Source organism: Formosa sp. Hel1_31_208, assembly GCF_900104785.1.
In the GTDB taxonomy this organism is placed as follows: Bacteria; Bacteroidota; Bacteroidia; order Flavobacteriales; family Flavobacteriaceae; genus Psychroserpens.
Map to the genome: position 1 here is coordinate 165,380 of NZ_LT629733.1, position 16,565 is coordinate 181,944.

The following is a 16,565-nucleotide window of genomic DNA, read 5'->3' on the forward strand; positions in this document are numbered from 1 at the left end:
AATGAGGAGTAACATATTAGGTTCCACAAATCTCTCTCAATAACCATAAATAATCTTTACGACTACCAACAAAATCTTTATCTGAAACATCAATGATTTTCACATTGAGTTCAGTTTGGTTTTTTAAAAAATCTAAATAGCCTGCATTGATTTTCTCTAAATAGTCGTCATCAATATTCTGTTCGTAATCGCGACCTCGCTTTTTAATATTTTCTTGCAAACGTTGCGTATTTTGATACAAATACACATACAAGTCTGGTTTCGCAATATCCTTATACATAAGATAGAATAACTTTCGATAGAGTCGAAACTCATCTTCTGGCAAAGTGATTTTTGAGAAAATAAGGGATTTATAAATATCGTAATCGCTCACTATAAAATCCTTAAACAAATCTAATTGCGATAAGTCATCACTAATTTGTTGGTAACGATCGGCGAGAAAAGACATCTCTAACGTAAATGCATAACGCTGTGGTTCTTCGTAAAATTTTGGCAAAAACGGATTATCTGCAAAGCGCTCCAGTATCAATTTTGCATTAAAATCATATGAAATTTGATGGGACAAACTTGTTTTCCCTGCTCCAATATTTCCTTCAATAGCGATATAATTAAAATTAGAAAAATTAAACTGCTTCGACGGATTTTTCAACCAGATTTTAATGGCTTCTATTTCACTATTATCTTCACATTCAGCAGTTAATTCTAAAACGGTTTTTTCTAATTCAGGATGCTCAAATTTTGGAGCTATATCTTTTAAGGGTTGCAATACAAATTGTCGGTTTTGAAGTTCAGGATGCGGAATGACTAATCCATCTTTAGTAATGCGTTCAGCATTAAAAAACAAGATATCTAAATCGATAGTTCTAGCTTCGTAAGTTTCAGATTGCGTTTTTTCACGTCCTAATTTAACTTCAATAGTCTGTAATTTTTCTAATACCTCTTCCGAAGAAAATAGGGTTTCAATAGAAATGCAAGTGTTTAAAAAATCGTCACCTTTAAACCCTATTGCTGGTGTGTTATAGACTTTTGCGATGCTATTGACATTTCCTATTTCAGAAAAAATCAAATCCACAGCGTCTTGCAGATATTTTAACCTGTCGCCTTTATTACTACCAAGTGAAATGTATACGTGATGAGTTGAATTCATATAGCAGATCAAAATAATGAAAAGAAAATCACTTTAACGTATATTTGTATGAAGTTTTTATTCACAATTTATGACCTTAAAAGACAAACTTGCTGCACAGCGGATTTATCTATTTTTAGCGGCACTGTTTATCACCTCTTTAGTTGTTTCTAATATTATTTTTCAAAAGTTTTTTTATTGGTATCCTTTTGACGTAGAAATTTTTGGTGCGAAGTTGTTCGAGATTTCAGTAGGAATCTTACCCTATCCTATTACCTTTTTAATTACTGATCTTATTAGTGAGATTTACGGAAAGAAACAAGCGAACCAAGTCGTAGTAGCTGGAATTTTTGCTTCGGTATTTTCATTGTTGATTATCTGGCTAGCAGATAACGTTCCAGCGATTGAAAACTCACCAATTCAAGACGATTTATTTACTCGCGTTTTTGGAAATTCGGTAATCGCTGTATTTGCGTCTATGTCGGCGTATTTATTCGCCCAATTTATTGATATCCAAGTGTATCACTTTTGGAAACGACTCACTAAGGGTAAACACTTATGGCTGAGAAATAACTTTTCAACTTGGTTTTCACAATTTATTGATACGTTCTCTATTGTATTACTGTTATGCTCATTTGGAATTATCCCATGGGAAAATTTTAAAGGGTTATTAATTAGTGGATTTCTTTTTAAAGTGTTCGTTGCGGCCTTAGACACTCCTTTTCTTTATTTAGGAGTTTACCTGTTTAGACGGCGTTTTAATTTGAAAGTAAATGAAGATCTCAAAATAACATGAACACCCGAGATAGCAAGGTTTGGGTTAAAATTTTATTAAACTTTTGGTGAAATAGAGCCTAAATGATATTCTTACCGTATATAGATTACAAAACAACCTTATGAAGAAAACACTCAAGATTACAGGAATTTCTATTCTTATTATTCTATTCTTATTAATCGCCATCCCTTTTGCCTTTCAAGGCCAAATTAAGGATATGGTAAAAAACTTTATCAATGAGAACCTCAACGCTAAAGTAGAATTTAGTGATGTGAGTTTGAGTTTCATTCGTAGTTTTCCCCAAGCCTACGTAACTGTTGATAATTTAGTCATTACTAACTATAAACCCTTTGAGGACGAAACTTTAGCGACAGCAAAGCAAATCGCGTTTACAATGTCAGTAAAAGAATTGTTCAAAACCGCTAATGAAGATCCGATAATAGTAAATTCTATAAGTCTTGACGAAGTCCTTTTAACACTTAAAACGAATACACTAGGAGATAACAATTACGATATTTCCAAAGAAAACAATCCTAGCAAAACAGTCTCAGATTCAACCAGTAGTTTTTCATTTGATATTGAAGATTATAGCATCAATAATAGTGCATTGACCTATTTAAATGAAAGTTCAAACACCAAAATTTATATTACCGAGCTCAACCATTCTGGTCAAGGTACATTTTCAGAAACACAATCTCAACTCGACACTGAAACATCAGCGAATGTAAGCATGAACATTGATAGCACACAATATCTGAATCAAAATTCTATAAAATTGGATGCTCTTATTGCTATGAATCTTAAGGAACAGAAATATACTTTCATGGAAAACAAAGGGTATATTAATCAATTGCCTCTAGTTTTTGATGGCTATGTGCAACTCATAGAAGACGGACAAGAGATTGACATCGCTTTTGAAAATCCTGAATCTTCCTTTAAAGACTTTTTAGCAGTAATTCCTGAAGCCTATTCAAAAAATATATCGTCTGTAGAAACCTCAGGGGATTTTAAAGTCAAAGGTAAAATAAAAGGGCAAGTGACTGATACAACCATTCCGACATTAGATATTAATATCACCTCTAATAATGCTTCTTTCAAATATCCAGATCTTCCAAAACGGGTGAGTAATATTACGATCAATACTGTTATCAAAAACACTACGGGACAACTGGATGATACCTTTCTAGACATTAAAACCTTAAACTTCAAAATTGATGACGATGTCTTTAAGTCTAATGCTACAATCAGAAATCTCACAGAGAATATGTTGGTGAACGCTAATATCGATGGTACATTGAACTTAACTAAAATTACAAAAGCATATCCCATTGATTTTGACAAACAACTCAGCGGAGTCTTGAAAGCCAAACTAAATACCGCATTTGACATGAATGCCATTGAAGCCAATGCCTATGAACGCATAAAAAACAATGGTAGCCTTAGTATTACAGATTTCATTTTTTCTTCAGAAGACATTGTCAATCCGATTCAAATCAATAAAGCAGATATGACCTTCAATCCAGGTAATGTCTCACTTAATCATTTTGATGCTATCACTGGAACAAGTGATTTGAAGGCCACCGGATCGATTAAGAATTTACTAGGCTTCTTATTGAGTGATAAAAAACTTCAAGGAAACTTCAATGTAAACTCTAACAACTTCGTAGTTAGTGATTTTATGGTAGCAGATGCCTCCGTTGAAGCGTATAACAAAACAAGCTCAAATCGTGAATCTTTGAAAATCCCTGACTTCTTAGACTGCACAATTAACGCTAAAGCCGAAACTGTTGTCTATGACAATCTTCAATTAAAAGAAGTAACTGGCATTTTATTAATAAAAGACCAGGAAGCTACGCTCAAAAATTTAACTTCCAATTTATTTAATGGTGTTCTCGCACTTACTGGCAAAGTATCTACACAAACCGACATCCCTGTATTTGATTTGAATATGGGCGCTGAAGGTTTTGATATTTCCCAATCGTTTAAAGATTTAGAGCTCCTGCAAAACTTAGCTCCAATTGCCAAAGCTTTTGAAGGCAAACTCAATACTATGATTTCTTTAAGAGGAACGCTGGACAAAGAATTTACCCCGAAGCTGAGTTCTATTTCAGGTGACGCTTTTGCAGAATTATTGACCACAAGTATCAATAAAAATGAAGCTTCGGTTTTGAGTAAGTTAGATGGTGCATTAAATTTTATTGATTTTGACAAGATCAACCTAAAGAATCTTAAAACACAATTACAGTTTTCTGAAGGACAAGTATCGGTGAAGCCATTTAATTTAAACTATGAAGATATAACTATTGAAGTTTCAGGAACACACGGCTTTGATAAAACGTTAAATTACAATGCTATATTTCAGGTACCTGCAAAATACTTGGGTAGTGATGTAAATCGTTTACTCGGTAAAATTAATGATCCTGAAGTCAACAAGATCTACATTCCAGTAACCGCAAACATTACTGGAAGTTATACCAATCCAAATGTAAAAACGGATCTTACGAGCGGTATTAGCTCACTCACCAAACAACTTATTGAAATTGAAAAGCAGAAACTTATCGATAAAGGAACCGATAAAGTAAAAGGGCTTTTAGGTGGTATTTTAAGCGGTTCTAAAAACCAAACGACAAAAGACTCAACAGGAGTTAAAACTGATACTACAAAAACAACTGATCCAGTTTCAGATGGTGTCAAATCAATTTTAGGCAGCTTACTGAAAAAACGAAAAAAACAAAAAGACTCTATAAAAAATTAGTCGATTTTCCCAAAAATCGTTAATAAAACATTAAAAATTAGAAAAAACAGGGTCGTTTTCAGAAAGAACTGGTAATTTATTTGCTTTTGTCATTTTAAAAGTTATTATGTACTCTTGCAAACTTTTTAAACAGGACATTATATATGAGGCAATTAAAAATTACCAAACAAGTTACCAACCGTGAATCTAAATCTCTAGACAAATACCTACAAGACATCAGCAAATTACCGATGATTACTGCTGAAGAAGAAGTTGAACTTGCTCAACGTATTAGAGAAGGCGACCAACAGGCTTTAGACAAACTCACGACAGCTAACTTACGTTTCGTAGTTTCTGTTGCTAAACAATATCAAAATCAGGGATTAACGCTTCCCGATTTAATCAATGAAGGTAATGCTGGATTAGTAAAAGCTGCCAAAAGATTTGATGAAACCAGAGGTTTTAAATTCATCTCCTACGCAGTTTGGTGGATTAGACAAGCAATTTTACAAGCTTTAGCGGAACAATCTCGAATAGTTAGATTACCTTTGAACAAAATTGGTTCTATTAATAAGATCAATAAGACGTTCTCCCATTTAGAGCAAACTCATCAAAGAGCACCTAGTCCTGAAGAAATAGCTCAGGAGTTAGACATGACCGTAACAGAAGTGAAGCAGTCATTGAAGAACTCTGGAAGACATTTATCAATGGATGCTCCGTTGAAGGAAGGAGAAACCTCAAGTTTATACGATGTCGTAAAATCTGGAGAGTCACCAAATCCAGATCGTGATTTGATGAAAGAGTCTTTAAATGTTGAAATTAATAGAGCTTTAGATACATTATCTCAAAAAGAAAGTGATGTGATTCGTTTAAATTTCGGTTTAAGTGATGAGCCACCAATGACTTTAGATGAAATTGGTGCTACTTTTGATTTAACAAGAGAGCGTGTAAGACAAATAAGAGAAAAAGGAATCAAGCGTTTACGCCAAGATTCAAAAAGTAAAATATTAAAAACCTATTTAGGATAGTCCTAAAGATATAACCACAAGTATTACAATGATTAAAATTTTAGTAAAAGAAGGAGAAAGCATTGAACGTGCTTTAAAGCGCTACAAAAGAAAACACCGTAACGTTAAGACCATGCAAAACATTCGTGAAAATCAATTCTTCACCAAACCATCTGTAAAAAGAAGACGTGAAATTCAAAAAGCTGGTTATATCCAAAATATGAGAGATCAAGAGGATATTTAGTCCTTTTTCTTCCTCAATACATATTGAAAGGTGCATCTTAAAAAGATGCGCCTTTTGTTGTTTTTTATTGTTTCTAAAGTTGATCACTTAAATTCGTTCACATATTGAATTTAGTGATTTCTGTTGATGTCGAGTTAGAAAATGCAGGTTTACCAGCTAACCCTTACCAATAAAACGTATCAAAATATTAAGTCGCACTGGCCATCAATAAAGTATAAAGTGTTATACTCATAGATACTAAAATAACACATGCGATAAGACTACACTTATGATTGAAATTATCTATAATTCTCAATGCGACCGATTGGATAATCTTCGTAGAAGTCTTCGAAGGTTTTATCTGTAGTATAATTATCTTTCAATACTCGATAAACCATAATGAGGAGTAATAATTGTCCGATACAAGTTAATAGAAACACCCAATTAAAAGACATATCCATAGCAACTGCTATTGTAATTGTAACTAATAACATGGTCGTTAGTGCCACATAAAACATGACTGGAATTTTCATCATTTTTTATTTGCAAGATACTAATCTTTAGACTTTTAAAACGTGTTAAAGATTATAAAAAATCGTTAATATTATACGATTGTAAATTTCAAGACTAGGCCCTCATTACTTCGAATATTGAAAACGGTATCATCTTCAAAAATGAGATATTGCCCTTTAACACCTACTAATTTACCCGTATATGTATGTTCTTTTTCGATGTTCAGGCTTTTTGGTTTTTCGGGATATTTGTTAACTGGAAACTCCAAATTGGTTTCTGTATTTGACGTGATATAGTAATCTTTGGCTTCCTCTGGAATAAAACCCTTAAGTCGTTCACGCCATTCTACAAGGTTTTCATCTTCGATATCATTCTTAAGCATCTTTCTCCAATTGGTTTTATCGGCTACATAATCTTTAAGAGCAACTTCAGTGATACCGGCTAAATAACGGTTAGGGACTTCTACAATTTCAATGGCTTCATGAGCGCCTTGATCAATCCATCGCGTTGGGATTTGTGACTTTCTGGTTACCCCAACTTTTACGTTACTCGAATTCGCCAAATAGACAATATGTGGTTGCAATTGTACTTTCATTTCATATGCGAGATCTCGATCTTCTTTACCCAAATGCGCAGTGCTTAACTCTGGTCTCATGATCCAATCTCCTGCCTGAGGAATATCAAAAAAATCGGCTTTACAAAAGCCTTGACGATAAATAGGCTTATCTAATCCACATTTTAAACACTGGTGTTTTACAAACTCCAACTTAAGGGTTTTATCCAATAACTGATTCATATTCAGGAAATCATTCTCTAAGATTAGATAATATTGAATCGGTTCTGCAAACTCGGTTTGCATTTTTGTTAAAACACCTTGATAAAACATACGAAAAAAAGTATTATTTTTAGAGCATAAAGATAGTACAAAAATGCCGATTCCATTAGTAAATTCTATTGCTTCGTGGTTTTTAAAAAAGCGATTTCACCAAATTGAATTGTTTTTAAAATACCCAAACGAAGTACAAAATGAATTGCTTTTTCACCTCCTTACAACAGCTAAGGATACTGAGATTGGCAAGCAATATGAATTTGCTACAATCACTAATTACAAAACCTTCTGTGAGCGCATTCCAATTTCATCTTACGAGGACTGTCAGGATATGATAGAACGATCTCGACAAGGTGAACATAATATCTTTTGGCCTAATCCTATTAAGTGGTATGCTAAATCAAGCGGTACAACAAATGCGAAAAGTAAATTCATTCCTGTTAGTACTGAATCTCTGGAAGATTGCCATTATGCGGCTTCCAAGGATTTGTTATGCATGTATCTTAATAATAACGAAAACTCTCAACTCTTTACAGGTAAAAGTTTGCGTCTTGGTGGCAGTAAAGAACTCTACAAAGAAAACGGAACCGTGTTCGGAGATTTGTCGGCCATTTTAATTGATAATATGCCGTTCTGGGCGGAATTCAGCAGCACACCAAGTAGTAAAGTCTCATTAATGAGTGACTGGGAAGTAAAGATGCAAGCTATTGTTGAAGAAACCCGAAATGAAAATGTCACCAGTTTGGCAGGTGTTCCATCCTGGATGCTTGTATTACTAAACAACGTTTTAGACGCAACTGGGAAAGAGAGTCTTTTTGATATCTGGCCAAATCTTGAAGTTTATTTTCATGGAGGCGTAAGCTTTGTGCCCTATGTCGATCAATACAAAGTTATTTTACCTAAAGATAGATTTAGATATTATGAAATCTATAATGCTTCGGAAGGATTTTTCGCCATCCAAGATCAGAACAGTAGCAGTGAGCTGTTATTGATGTTGGATTATGGTATTTTCTATGAGTTTATTCCTATGGATAACTATGGAACTCCACAGCAGAAGGTAATTCCATTGAGTGATGTTGAAGTGGGTAAAAACTATGCAGTAATAATCACCACCAATGCTGGACTTTGGCGTTATAAGATAGGCGACACTGTGAGATTTACATCAATCAATCCTTATCGAATTAAAGTGTCTGGACGCACCAAACATCATATCAATGCCTTTGGCGAAGAATTAATTATTGAAAACGCTGAAGACGCTCTAAGGTCAGTTTGCTATTCAACAAATGCTGAAATTGTAGATTACACAGCAGCACCTATATTTATGCACGGTCGCGACAAAGGCTCTCATGAATGGCTGATAGAATTTAAAACCCCTCCAAAAAACCTCAACACCTTTAATGAGTTACTAGACAGTAAACTGAAATCTCTAAATTCAGATTATGAAGCCAAACGTTTAAATGATATGACTTTAAATATGCCAACCGTACATGTGGCAAGAAAACGTTTATTTTATGATTGGCTCAAACTACACAATAAACTTGGAGGACAACATAAAATCCCTAGGCTTTCTAATAGCAGGGAATATTTAGATGAGTTACTCTCATTGAATCAAAACACATAGTCATTCATCGGTAAAATCCGCAAATAGATTAGATTAATCGAATTTTGAACCGCTTTCATCTAAAAAACCGTTAAATCTTGTGTATTTCGTCTTAATGAGGTCTAACTTTATTACATAATTAATCCCAAAATCCCTCACAATGAAAACGCCTTTCCTCACGGTGTTTACTGTACTGTTTTGTATGGTATTCCCACCTACAGTTTCAAACACAAATAACGAGAATCCAAATCGCATTGATGATAAAAACAAAAGCGGTTTAGAATTTTACGTATACGATTCAAAAATTAATACAAAGTATTCTGAAATCCCTTCGGCCTTATTCAGAAATAAATTAATCCTAGTATCTTCAAAAAAAATTGGAGGACTTGGTAATGGTATTGACAAAAACACCAATGAACCATTCACAGAATTATTTTGTCTTGATGTTGATGCTTATGGCTCAGCTAAGAACCCGTTATTTTTTTCCAGAATAATCAATACTAAAAATAATGAAGGGCAAGTGGCCTTCTCACCAGATGAGAAAACGATGTACTTCACCAGAAGTCAGCGCGAAAACTCAAATAATTATCAATTATACAAAATAATACTTGAGGAGGAATCTAATGGTAATTGGCTTAATGAATCGGTATTACCAATCAGTAGTATTCATTATTCAATTGAAGATCCATTTGTATCAATTGATGGCACAGAGCTTTTCTTTTCATCAAATATGCCAGGTTCATTTGGTGGTTACGATTTATACGTAGCTCAAATTAATCCTGACGGTACGCTTGAACAACCTAAGAATCTTGGACCAAAGATTAATACGCGATTCGATGATAAATTTCCACACTTATCTAACGATGGAAAAAAATTATTCTTCTCTTCTAAAGGACATCAAGCTATAGGTGGATTTGATATTTTCGTAAGCTCAATTTCTGAAGATATTAAGACCCCAAGAAATCTGGGTACTGAAGTTAATTCGGAGTTTGATGAAGTTGGTTTTATGTTTATCAATGATGACCAAGGATTTTTCTCTTCAAACAAAGAAGACGGAAAAGGTAGTTTTGATATGTATCGTTTTAAGGCCAATGTCATCTACCAGCAATTACAAGGCATTGTGGTAAATGAAAAGAACGAACTTATCCCAAACACTACGGTCGTATTGCTCGACCCAGAAGGCAAGGAGTTAGATCGTCAAGTTACCGATATAGATGCGCATTATAATTTTAAGGTCAAAGCTTATGAGAACTATACAATTAAAGCTTTGAAAAAAGGATTCTCACCTTTGGAATCCACTTTTTCATCTTACCAAACCGATGCAATCATATATAAAGAAGTCTTAAAATTATCGGCTAAAGTCTCAGGAGTTGAGAGTCATTAAGGAACGGTTAAGGTATAAATCCGATGAACGACACGTTTTTTTTCTTCATAACGATTATTTAATAGGGTTCGTCTAAAACCTGCGATTTGCATTGTTATTATGGTATTAATGCTCCTATATTTACAATATATTAATTATTAAATACCATAAGATTTTAAGGTGTTCGATATCACGTAATAGACAAACCCACTCAAAATATTGTTCCGCAATATTAGTTATTAATCTAGAATACAAAAAAACCACTCTCGGGAAAGAGTGGTTATTTTTTTAATATGTTCTGAAATATTAAACTATGAAACTGCTTTCAGCTTTTTAAGTTTTGTCTTGGTCAATTTACTTTCAGCGTAAGATTTTGTGACATTCAATTTTTTATCATTTGAACTTGGCATTTCAAACATAGCATCGGTTAAAATTTCCTCGCATAGTGACCGCAAACCTCTGGCACCTAACTTGTACTCAATCGCTTTTTTTACGATATAATCAAGAGCTCCTTCGGTAATCGTGAAATCTACCTCATCCATCGTGAACAGTTTTTTGTACTGTTTGATGATCGCATTCTTTGGCTCTGTTAATATCGCTCTTAATGTATTTGCATCTAGAGGATCCATATATGTCAACACTGGTAAACGACCTATGATTTCAGGGATCAATCCGAAGTCTTTTAAATCCTTTGGAATGATATACTGAAGCATGTTATCTAGATCGGCTATATCGTCATCATGAGAGGCTTTATAACCAATGGCTGCCATATTTAATCGCTTAGAAATGTGGCGTTCAATACCATCAAAAGCACCACCTGCAATAAATAAAATATGCTCGGTATTAACTTCAATAAATTTTTGATCTGGATGCTTACGACCACCTTTTGGTGGCACATTAACTGTGGTTCCTTCTAGTAATTTCAATAAGGCTTGTTGCACCCCTTCACCAGACACATCTCTAGTAATAGATGGATTATCACTCTTACGAGCAATTTTATCAATTTCATCAATAAATACAATACCTCTTTCGGCTTTTTCTAGATTATAATCTGCCGCTTGTAATAATCGTGTTAAAATACTTTCAACATCTTCACCAACATATCCAGCCTCCGTTAAAACGGTCGCATCGACAATTGCCAGAGGTACATTAAGCATTCTAGCTATAGTTTTTGCCATTAAGGTTTTTCCAGTACCTGTTTGCCCAACCATGATGATGTTTGATTTCTGAATTTCAATATCATCATCAGTTGGCGGTTGTAATAATCGTTTGTAATGGTTGTATACCGCAACAGACATGACTTTTTTGGTATATTCTTGACCAATGATATATTCGTCTAGAAAGGCCTTAATCTCTTGTGGCTTTTTAAGCATTAATTCTGAGGACAATTCTGCATTATCAGATTGCTTTGATTCCTCTAAGACAATCCCATGAGCTTGCTCAATACAGCGATCACATATGTGCGCATCTAAACCAGCAATCAGTAAATTGGTTTCAGGTTTTTTTCGTCCGCAAAACGAACATTCTAATTCTTCCTTTGCCATAATTTATTTTAAGCTTAATGTTTCCGAAGAGACAATGAAGCGTATTTTTATTTTAACCTCTTGATAAAACTTCGTCTATCATTCCGTATTCTTTCGCCTTATCTGCTTTCATCCAATAATCACGATCACTATCGTCATAGATTTTGTCGTAATCTTGACCAGTATGCTTACTGATAATATTGTATAACTCCTCTTTGAGAGTTAATATTTCTCGTGCTGTAATTTCAATATCACTCGCTTGACCTTGCGCACCTCCTAATGGTTGGTGAATCATCACACGTGAATGCGTTAATCCAGAGCGCTTTCCTTTTTCACCAGCACAAAGTAAGACTGCTCCCATAGACGCTGCCATACCTGTACAAATAGTAGCCACATCTGGCTTAATAAGTTGCATCGTATCGTAAATACCTAAACCTGCATAAACACTTCCTCCAGGTGAATTGATATAAATTTGTATGTCTTTAGAAGCATCCGTACTTTCTAAGAACAATAATTGTGCTTGAATGATATTGGCAACCTGATCATTAATCCCGGTTCCCATAAAAATGATACGATCCATCATTAAACGCGAGAACACATCAAAAATAGCGATGTTCATTTGGCGTTCTTCAATAATGTTTGGCGTTAATGCCGTTGGATACATACTACTAATAATCTTATTGTAATATGTGCTACTGATCCCTTGATCTTTTATTGCGAATTTTTCAAATTCTTTTGCGTAATCCATATAGTGTTTTCAAATGTTTTTAGTGTGAACAAAAAAGCGTAAGACCTCTCAGTCTTACGCTCAAATATACTAATTTATACTGTAAACGTTTAACTGTAGAACTCTTTTACAAAATTGTCATAAGTTATTTCTTTTGTCTTGATGTTGGCTTCAGATTTGTAAAGGTTTAACAATTTCGTACTCATCAATTGATCAGACATACGCTTCACCTCATCTTTATTAGATAAGATACGAGCAGCAATACCATCTAACTCTTCATCTGATGGATCCATTTGACCAAATTGCGCCATTTGCATTTTGATCATCTCTTTAGAGTGTGCCTGTAAATCTTCGAACTTCACTTGAAGATCAAATTTCTCAATCAATTTTCCTTCAATCAATTGGTATCGCATACTCTTTTCAGACTTTTCGTATTCTTCTTTGGCTTGCTCTGCATCCATTTCTTCTTCACCTGCAGTTTGCATCCACTTCTGCAAAAATTCAGCTGGTAAATCAAATTTTGTGCTTTCTACTAAATGTTCAGTTACGTCATTTAAAAGTTTCTGATCACCTTGCTGAGTAAATTGCTTTTCAGAATCTACTTTTATTTTGTCTTTAAGTTCAGTCACAGAAGTCACTGTTCCTTTTCCAAATAATTTATCAAATAATTCCTGATCTAAATCGGCTAGTTCCCTAGTGTTTATTTCATTAATTGTAAAATTCACTTCAATATCTAAACCATGAGCATCGTCATGAGATACTTTTAGAAAGGTCATTAAATCATGAGAATCATTAAATAAGCCTTTGGTTTTTAATGCAATCACATCACCAGCTTTAGCACCAATGAATTTCTTCTCAGTAGCTTTTCCTTTAAATTTATCTAAAGTGATCGTTACTGAATTATTGATGTCTTTCTCCTCATTTGTAAAAACTCCTGTAATTTCAGAGGTTTTAGCAACTTCTGTTTCCGACACGATTTTACCATATTGTTTTCTGATATGCTCAACTTGATCGTTTAACATTTTATCATCTGCAACGATATTATAATGCGTAATCGCTTTTTTACTTTTTAAGTTCACTTCAAACTCAGGCGCTAGACCTAATTCGAACTCAAACGAAAATGCATCAGCATCCCAATCTAAATCATCTTGTGGTTTTGGTAACGGATTTCCAAGAACGTCTAATTTTTCTTCGGTTAAATATTTACCCAAAGCATCTTGCAAAAGTTTGTTGACCTCATCTACTAAAACCGCTTTTCCATATTGCTTTTTTACTAATGTCATTGGGACATGACCTTTTCTGAAACCAGGAATATTAGCCGATTTACGATAATCGCTTAATATTTTTTCAACTTTATCGCTATAATCTTCTTTAGCAATATCTACTTTTACCACTGCATTTAGTGAATCGATGTTTTCTCTTGTAATATTCATTTTTTACTATACTAAACCCATTATTGGGTGTTAAAAAGGGCTGCAAAAATACGATATTTTTTGCAACCCAACAATTTTTTAAGTGATTGTGTTTGAGACTATTTTTTCTTCTCTTCCTTTAAAAACGAATATGCAATTGACTGCGATATCGATAATAGAATACTAAACAATAATGCCGTCCAAAAGCCATCCACACCAAAGCCATCAATAAATCTATCGGCTAATAGCACGATGCACGCGTTGATTACAAATAAAAACAAGCCCAGAGTCAATATGGTAATGGGTATGGTTAATATTATTAAAATTGGCCTGACAATCGCATTAAGAAATGCCAAAACTGCAGCAACAATAAGTGCCGAGGTATAACCCGTAACTGCAACACCTGTTAGAAAATGAGCTAATAACATTACGATAGCAGCTGTAATTAGAAGTCTGATTAATAATTTCATCATGATTTAGTTTTGATTAACTAAATGTAATAAATTTTGTCACAGCATCGTAGAATTCATCAGGATTTTCAGCATGCAACCAATGTCCTGCATCACTAACAGTTACAATATCTGCTTGTGGAAAGTGTTGTGTAATTAATTTTGCATCCGTTGGCATGACATACTCGCTTTTGTCTCCTCGAAGAAATAGTGTTGGTTTATCATATTGAGCGTGAATGGGCAGCGCTTCCCCGACTTCGGAAACGTTCTCTTTTAATACATCAAGGTTAATTCTAAGTCCGAGCTGATCCTTTTCTACCCAATACAAATTCTTTAATAGGAACATACGAATTCCTATCTCTGAAACATACTGAGCTAAAAACTTATCGGCTGCTCCCCGACTTTTAATCGTTTTAAAATCCAAAGCACTCAATCCATTTAAAATAGCATCGTGATGGACGGGATAAAAACGCGGACTAATATCTGCCACCATTAATTTGGATACCAACTCAGGATATTCGGTTGCGAAGAGCATGGCTGTTTTTCCTCCCATGGAATGCCCAAGAAGTATTATGTTTTTTAAATTATATGTATCACAATACTGTTTTAAATCTTCAGCTAACACCTCATAATTAAATTCATCATCGTGAAAACTACGTCCGTGATTGCGTTGATCTACCAAATGTACCTCAAAACCAAATTCACTAAATCGGTTTCCTAATGTTTTCCAGTTATCGCTCATCCCCAGAAATCCGTGAAGTATAATAAATGGTTGCCCTTGACCTATGATATTTGAATGTAATGTCATGTTTACTATTTGAGTCGTTGCAAATACATTTGAATCACATTTTCAACTCCTAAATATAAACTTTCGGAGACTAAGGCATGTCCAATAGAGACTTCCAATAAATCAGGAATATGTGCTTTAAAAAACTGAATGTTATCTAAAGACAAATCATGTCCTGCATTCACTCCTAATCCGATATTATTTGAAAATTCTGCCGCTTTGGTAAAAATCTCTATTTCGTTTTTATTGCCCAAGCCATATTGATGCGCAAACGATTCGGTGTACAATTCTATCCGATCGGCTCCTGCAGCTTTAGCGCCTTCTATCATATCCAAAACAGGATCAACAAAAATAGAAGTTCGGATCCCGTTAGATTTAAATTCTGAAATTACTTCTGTTAAAAAGTCTTTATGTGTTTTCGTATCCCATCCAGAATTCGAAGTTAATGCATCGATTGCATCTGGCACTAAAGTCACCTGGGTTGGCTTTACCTCTAACACCAAATCCATAAACGACTTGATTGGGTTTCCTTCTACATTAAACTCGGTATAGACAACTGGTTTAAGATCTCTTGTATCCTGATAACGAATATGACGCTCATCTGGTCTTGGATGAACGGTTACACCTTCGGCCCCAAATCGCTGTACATCTTTTGCGAACTGCACCACGTTTGGCGTATTTCCGCCTCGAGAATTACGTAAGGTGGCAATTTTATTAATATTTACACTTAACTTTGTCATAACTAAATTTTATTCTGCAAAAATACAGAACTCCTATTAGTTCATGCTTTTTTGTAGTTATTTTTAATTAATTTGCACTAGATTTTTTTACAATATTATGCCTTTAAAAGAATACATTATTAACGATATCAAACCACTAAACATCGATGACAAGGTTAGTGATGTTCAAATGATTTTTAATGAGCTCACCTATTCTCATATTCCTGTTGAAAGTAATGGCACTTATCAAGGTTGTATTTCAGCAACTGATGCACACTGTTTCGAGTCACAAAAAACCATAGCTGATTGCAATTATGCCTTAGAAGGTTTTTATGTAAGACCTCAAACCAATTGGCTAGATGTATTAGAAACATTTGCTCAAAACAGTTGCAATATAATGCCTGTACTTGATGAACGCAATAACTATTTAGGGTATTATGAACTGAGTGATATTATTGGTTTATTTAATGAAACACCGTTCTTTGCTGAGCCTGGCGGAATCTTAATAGTTGAAAAAAGTATTCAAGATTATTCATTTAGTGAGATAAGTCAAATTGTTGAATCTAACGACGCGAAAATTCTAGGAGCTTTCATTTCTAAAATGGATGGTGACCTGATACAAATCACTTTAAAAATTGGCAACATTGGACTCAATGAGGTCATACAAACATTTAGACGCTACAGTTACAATATTATTTCTGGCCACGAAGAGGACACCTATGTGGAAAGTTTAAAAGAACGCTCAGATTACCTGAAGAAATACTTAGACATTTAGAGT

The 16,565-nt window shown here is 34.2% G+C and carries 16 protein-coding genes; 7 read left to right on the top strand and 9 right to left on the bottom strand.

The window, feature by feature from the left end; translation table 11 throughout:
- Nucleotides 1-16: 16 nt before the first annotated feature.
- The gene (folK, locus tag BLT57_RS00735) at nt 17-1,147 is read right to left on the bottom strand and encodes a 2-amino-4-hydroxy-6-hydroxymethyldihydropteridine diphosphokinase (protein WP_091420899.1); all 1,131 of its coding nucleotides are present in this window, start codon (nt 1,145-1,147) and stop codon (nt 17-19) included.
- Between the two features lie 70 nt (nt 1,148-1,217).
- Between folK and BLT57_RS00740 the strand changes: the two genes are divergently transcribed.
- From BLT57_RS00740 to rpsU, 4 genes are all read left to right on the top strand, one after another.
- The gene (locus tag BLT57_RS00740) at nt 1,218-1,922 is read left to right on the top strand and encodes a queuosine precursor transporter (RefSeq protein WP_091420903.1); all 705 of its coding nucleotides are present in this window, start codon (nt 1,218-1,220) and stop codon (nt 1,920-1,922) included.
- Nucleotides 1,923-2,022: 100 nt separating this feature from the next.
- Nucleotides 2,023-4,656, top strand: coding sequence for an AsmA-like C-terminal region-containing protein (locus tag BLT57_RS00745; protein ID WP_091420906.1), 2,634 nt, complete (start codon nt 2,023-2,025; stop codon nt 4,654-4,656).
- A gap of 143 nt (nt 4,657-4,799) precedes the next feature.
- Nucleotides 4,800-5,663, top strand: a complete 864-nt coding sequence (locus BLT57_RS00750) for an RNA polymerase sigma factor RpoD/SigA (protein ID WP_091420908.1) — start codon at nt 4,800-4,802, stop codon at nt 5,661-5,663.
- Nucleotides 5,664-5,691: 28 nt separating this feature from the next.
- Nucleotides 5,692-5,886: a 30S ribosomal protein S21 gene (rpsU, locus tag BLT57_RS00755; protein WP_028873183.1), complete on the top strand. Its 195-nt coding sequence runs from the start codon at nt 5,692-5,694 to the stop codon at nt 5,884-5,886.
- A gap of 278 nt (nt 5,887-6,164) precedes the next feature.
- On the opposite strand, the gene BLT57_RS00760 is transcribed toward rpsU, so the two are convergent.
- Nucleotides 6,165-6,401, bottom strand: coding sequence for a hypothetical protein (locus BLT57_RS00760; RefSeq protein WP_369825389.1), 237 nt, complete (start codon nt 6,399-6,401; stop codon nt 6,165-6,167).
- A 68-nt stretch (nt 6,402-6,469) separates the two neighbouring features.
- Complete coding sequence (locus tag BLT57_RS00765) at nt 6,470-7,264, bottom strand: DUF2797 domain-containing protein (protein WP_091420914.1); 795 nt, start codon at nt 7,262-7,264, stop codon at nt 6,470-6,472.
- Between the two features lie 43 nt (nt 7,265-7,307).
- Here BLT57_RS00765 and BLT57_RS00770 point away from each other — a divergent pair, with 43 nt between their 5' ends.
- Both BLT57_RS00770 and BLT57_RS00775 read left to right on the top strand, forming a co-directional pair.
- On the top strand, nt 7,308-8,828 hold the full coding sequence (locus BLT57_RS00770; RefSeq protein ID WP_091420917.1) for a GH3 auxin-responsive promoter family protein: 1,521 nt from the start codon (nt 7,308-7,310) through the stop codon (nt 8,826-8,828).
- Between the two features lie 139 nt (nt 8,829-8,967).
- Nucleotides 8,968-10,191, top strand: coding sequence for a PD40 domain-containing protein (locus BLT57_RS00775; RefSeq protein WP_091420920.1), 1,224 nt, complete (start codon nt 8,968-8,970; stop codon nt 10,189-10,191).
- A 290-nt stretch (nt 10,192-10,481) separates the two neighbouring features.
- Here BLT57_RS00775 and clpX read toward each other — a convergent pair whose 3' ends face one another.
- The 6 genes from clpX to BLT57_RS00805 form a co-directional block, all read right to left on the bottom strand.
- Nucleotides 10,482-11,714, bottom strand: coding sequence for an ATP-dependent Clp protease ATP-binding subunit ClpX (gene clpX / locus BLT57_RS00780; RefSeq protein ID WP_091420923.1), 1,233 nt, complete (start codon nt 11,712-11,714; stop codon nt 10,482-10,484).
- A gap of 52 nt (nt 11,715-11,766) precedes the next feature.
- Complete coding sequence (gene clpP / locus BLT57_RS00785) at nt 11,767-12,441, bottom strand: ATP-dependent Clp endopeptidase proteolytic subunit ClpP (RefSeq protein WP_091420929.1); 675 nt, start codon at nt 12,439-12,441, stop codon at nt 11,767-11,769.
- A gap of 89 nt (nt 12,442-12,530) precedes the next feature.
- Entirely contained in the window at nt 12,531-13,853 is a 1,323-nt protein-coding gene (gene tig, locus BLT57_RS00790; RefSeq protein ID WP_091420932.1) for a trigger factor, read from the bottom strand.
- A 98-nt stretch (nt 13,854-13,951) separates the two neighbouring features.
- Nucleotides 13,952-14,302: a phage holin family protein gene (locus tag BLT57_RS00795; protein ID WP_091426586.1), complete on the bottom strand. Its 351-nt coding sequence runs from the start codon at nt 14,300-14,302 to the stop codon at nt 13,952-13,954.
- 16 nt (nt 14,303-14,318) lie between these two features.
- Nucleotides 14,319-15,089 carry an alpha/beta fold hydrolase gene (locus BLT57_RS00800; protein WP_091420935.1) on the bottom strand — a complete coding sequence of 257 codons (771 nt, stop codon included), beginning with the start codon at nt 15,087-15,089 and terminating at the stop codon, nt 14,319-14,321.
- A gap of 5 nt (nt 15,090-15,094) precedes the next feature.
- A complete protein-coding gene (locus BLT57_RS00805; RefSeq protein ID WP_091420938.1) occupies nt 15,095-15,808 on the bottom strand; it encodes a pyridoxine 5'-phosphate synthase in 714 nt (237 codons plus the stop codon).
- A 97-nt stretch (nt 15,809-15,905) separates the two neighbouring features.
- On the opposite strand from BLT57_RS00805, the gene BLT57_RS00810 reads away from it, so the two are divergent.
- Nucleotides 15,906-16,562 carry a CBS domain-containing protein gene (locus BLT57_RS00810; RefSeq protein WP_091420941.1) on the top strand — a complete coding sequence of 219 codons (657 nt, stop codon included), beginning with the start codon at nt 15,906-15,908 and terminating at the stop codon, nt 16,560-16,562.
- Nucleotides 16,563-16,565 lie beyond the last annotated feature (3 nt).

Excerpts from the sequence above, each read along its gene's own strand:
- folK (WP_091420899.1), bottom strand. The coding sequence starts at position 1,147 with ATGAATTCAACTCATCACGTATACATTTCACTTGGTAGTAATAAAGGC.
- BLT57_RS00740 (WP_091420903.1), top strand. The coding sequence starts at position 1,218 with ATGACCTTAAAAGACAAACTTGCTGCACAGCGGATTTATCTATTTTTA.
- BLT57_RS00745 (WP_091420906.1), top strand. The coding sequence starts at position 2,023 with ATGAAGAAAACACTCAAGATTACAGGAATTTCTATTCTTATTATTCTA.
- BLT57_RS00750 (WP_091420908.1), top strand. The coding sequence starts at position 4,800 with ATGAGGCAATTAAAAATTACCAAACAAGTTACCAACCGTGAATCTAAA.
- rpsU (WP_028873183.1), top strand. The coding sequence starts at position 5,692 with ATGATTAAAATTTTAGTAAAAGAAGGAGAAAGCATTGAACGTGCTTTA.
- BLT57_RS00760 (WP_369825389.1), bottom strand. The coding sequence starts at position 6,401 with ATGATGAAAATTCCAGTCATGTTTTATGTGGCACTAACGACCATGTTA.
- BLT57_RS00765 (WP_091420914.1), bottom strand. The coding sequence starts at position 7,264 with ATGTTTTATCAAGGTGTTTTAACAAAAATGCAAACCGAGTTTGCAGAA.
- BLT57_RS00770 (WP_091420917.1), top strand. The coding sequence starts at position 7,308 with ATGCCGATTCCATTAGTAAATTCTATTGCTTCGTGGTTTTTAAAAAAG.
- BLT57_RS00775 (WP_091420920.1), top strand. The coding sequence starts at position 8,968 with ATGAAAACGCCTTTCCTCACGGTGTTTACTGTACTGTTTTGTATGGTA.
- clpX (WP_091420923.1), bottom strand. The coding sequence starts at position 11,714 with ATGGCAAAGGAAGAATTAGAATGTTCGTTTTGCGGACGAAAAAAACCT.
- clpP (WP_091420929.1), bottom strand. The coding sequence starts at position 12,441 with ATGGATTACGCAAAAGAATTTGAAAAATTCGCAATAAAAGATCAAGGG.
- tig (WP_091420932.1), bottom strand. The coding sequence starts at position 13,853 with ATGAATATTACAAGAGAAAACATCGATTCACTAAATGCAGTGGTAAAA.
- BLT57_RS00795 (WP_091426586.1), bottom strand. The coding sequence starts at position 14,302 with ATGAAATTATTAATCAGACTTCTAATTACAGCTGCTATCGTAATGTTA.
- BLT57_RS00800 (WP_091420935.1), bottom strand. The coding sequence starts at position 15,089 with ATGACATTACATTCAAATATCATAGGTCAAGGGCAACCATTTATTATA.
- BLT57_RS00805 (WP_091420938.1), bottom strand. The coding sequence starts at position 15,808 with ATGACAAAGTTAAGTGTAAATATTAATAAAATTGCCACCTTACGTAAT.
- BLT57_RS00810 (WP_091420941.1), top strand. The coding sequence starts at position 15,906 with ATGCCTTTAAAAGAATACATTATTAACGATATCAAACCACTAAACATC.